Origin of the sequence: Oscillibacter sp. CU971 (assembly GCF_905219725.1) — a bacterium.
GTDB lineage: Bacteria > Bacillota > Clostridia > Oscillospirales > Oscillospiraceae > Oscillibacter.
In genome coordinates this window covers 1-2,668 of the sequence record NZ_CAJMXG010000324.1, presented here as the reverse complement: position 1 = coordinate 2,668, position 2,668 = coordinate 1, and the positions used below count along the sequence as shown (strand labels likewise).

At 62.7% G+C, this 2,668-nt stretch carries 2 protein-coding genes and 1 other annotated feature; of the genes, one reads left to right on the top strand and one right to left on the bottom strand.

Annotated features, from left to right (window positions below; all coding sequences use genetic code 11):
- Nucleotides 1–670: RsiV family protein (locus JX325_RS14825; protein WP_204791846.1), on the top strand; the 670-nt coding region annotated here is incomplete at its 5' end.
- 55 nt (nt 671–725) lie between these two features.
- Here the strand turns inward: JX325_RS14825 and JX325_RS14820 are convergent.
- Nucleotides 726–2,108, bottom strand: a complete 1,383-nt coding sequence (locus JX325_RS14820; protein ID WP_204791845.1) for a TrpB-like pyridoxal phosphate-dependent enzyme — start codon at nt 2,106–2,108, stop codon at nt 726–728.
- Nucleotides 2,109–2,197: 89 nt separating this feature from the next.
- Nucleotides 2,198–2,454: a binding site (T-box leader), on the bottom strand.
- Nucleotides 2,455–2,668: the final 214 nt, after the last annotated feature.

Genomic DNA, 2,668 nt, shown 5'->3' with positions numbered 1-2,668 from the left:
GAACCTGTCCCCCACCATCGCCACGGCGGCGGCGGAGGTGCCTGTCCTTGGCGGGCTGTTCCAGGTGCTGACCTTTGTGGATTACGACAAGACGGAGGACGGCATCCACTACGACGTGACCGTTCCCCAGCTGGAGGCGGAAGGGGACCTGGCCGGGAAGGTCAACGCCGTCATCCAGGAGAAGGTGGACGCCCACCTGGCCAAGGCCCAGCAGGACTGGGACGACTACCGGGAGGCCTTCTTCGCCACCGGCGGCACCGAAGAGGAGTGGGCGGACCGGGAGATGGACGTCATCGTGGACTATGAGATCAAGAGCCAGTCGGAGTCCCGGGTTTCCTTTGTGGTGACCTTTGCCGAGGGCTGGGTGTCCTCCATGGAGGAGCGGTACTACTACAACCTGGACCTCAGCGAGGACCGGGACCTGACCCTCCGGGACTGCCTGGGAGAGAACTGGGTGGAAATCTGCAACGCCGCCATTGAGCGGCAGATTGCCGAGAGCGTGGACGAGGAGGGCTTCACCTTCTTCTTCGCCCCGGAGGAAGGCGGCTTTACCACTGTGGACGAGACCACCGGCTTCTATGTCCGGGAGGACGGCACGGTCGTGGTGTGCTTCCCCGAGTACAGCATCGCCGCCGGCGCGGCGGGCATCCCGGAGTTCCCCATCAACTGAACACTCGATAGAAGCAGAGGCCGCCCCATTCGGGCGGCCTCCTTGCTGTTGGGGATCAATCCAGTCCGGGGACCTGGGGCAGCTTGGCAAAGCTGGCNTGGAGCTCTTCATCCGTGGGGATATAGTCCGACATCTCCCCGTTGTGGAATTTCTCATAGGCCGTCATGTCGAAATACCCGGTGCCGGTGAGGCCGAAGACGNNGGTCTTCTTCTCCCCGGTCTCTTTGCACTTCAGCGCCTCGTCCATCGCCGCCCGGATGGCGTGGCTGGACTCCGGGGCGGGGAGGATGCCCTCCACCCGGGCAAAGAGCTCCGCCGCCTCAAAGACCTTCGTCTGCTCCANGGCCACGGCCTCTATCANCCNGTCGTGGTACAGCTGGCTCAGNACGGGGCTCATGCCGTGGTACCGCAGGCCCCCGGCGTGGTTGGCGGAGGGGATGAAGCCGCTGCCCAGGGTGTACATCTTCGCCAGGGGGCAGACCATGCCGGTGTCGCAGAAGTCGTAGGCGAATTTTCCCCGGGTGAGGCTGGGGCAGGAGGCGGGCTCCACGGCAAGGATGCGGTAGTCCCGCTCGCCCCGGAGCTTTTCCCCCATGAAGGGGGAGATCAGCCCGCCCAGGTTGCTGCCGCCCCCGGCGCAGCCGATGATGATGTCGGGAACCACGCCGTACTTGTCCAGGGCCGCCTTGGTCTCCAGGCCGATGACGGACTGGTGGAGCAGCACCTGGTTCAAAACGCTTCCCAGCACGTAGCGGTAGCCGGGGTTTTTCGCCGCCGCCTCCACCGCCTCGGAAATGGCGCAGCCCAGGGAGCCGGTGGTGCCGGGGTGCTCCTGGAGAATCTTCCGTCCGATTTCCGTCTCCATGGAGGGCGACGGGGTGACGGAGGCGCCGTAGGTCCGCATGACCTCCCGGCGGAAGGGCTTTTGCTCGTAGCTGACCTTCACCATATAGACCTTGCAGTCCAGGCCCAGATAGGCGCAGGCCATGGAGAGGGCGGTGCCCCACTGGCCCGCTCCGGTCTCGGTGGTGACGCCCAGGAGGCCCTGCCGCTTGGCGTAGTAGGCCTGGGCGATGGCGGAATTCAGCTTGTGGGAGCCGGAGGTGTTGTTTCCCTCAAACTTGTAGTAGATGTTCGCTGGGGTCTGGAGCTTTTCCTCCAGGCAGTAGGCCCGGACCAGGGGAGAGGGGCGGTACATCTTGTAAAAGTCCCGAATCTCCTGGGGGATGGGGATTTCCGCCGTGTCGTTGTCCAGCTCCTGGCGGATGAGCTCGTCGCAGAAGACGCCCCGCAGGTCCTCGAAGCCCATGGGGGCCCCGGTGCCGGGATTCAACAGGGGGGCGGGCTTGTGCTTCATGTCGGCCCGGACGTTGTACCAGGCGGCCGGCAGCTCCTGCTCGGAGAGATAGATCTTGTAGGGAATTTTTTCAAAGGTCATGACGCTTGCTCCTTTCCGACGTATGGTCTCTCCCGAAGGCGGAGCGTCAAAAAAAGACCTCCGTCCACGAAAGGACCCGTTACAGGTACCTTTGGGACAAAAGTCTTGAAACTTCTGCGGTGCCACCCAAATTGGCGGTATAAGAAAACCGCCCGCTCGGCGGCGCGCCAACACGCGCCTTTCCTTGGTAACGGGGGAAAAGCCCGTCGAGGCATACTTGGGAAACATCCCGTTCGGCCCGCCCTCAGCGGTCCATTCAACAGGCTTGCTTCTGCCGCCATCTCACCACCGGCGGCTCTCTTTGAGAACCAAGGCCCTGCCTACTCGTCCGCGTCATCGGTTTGCGCTTTTGAACTTGGGCACAGAATACGCCTTACGGGGCGGGTTTGTCAAGCCCTAAAATTTATTTCGACAGATTTGACAATTTAAACGGACGAAGCGGGTGGAAATTTCGTAAAAGCCGACTGAGAAACCGGCGGGAGGTATGATTTCCGCCCTCCCGGTCATGCTAACGCCGAGGTGATTCCATGGATTCCATTTGGAAGCGGACGGCGGAGATG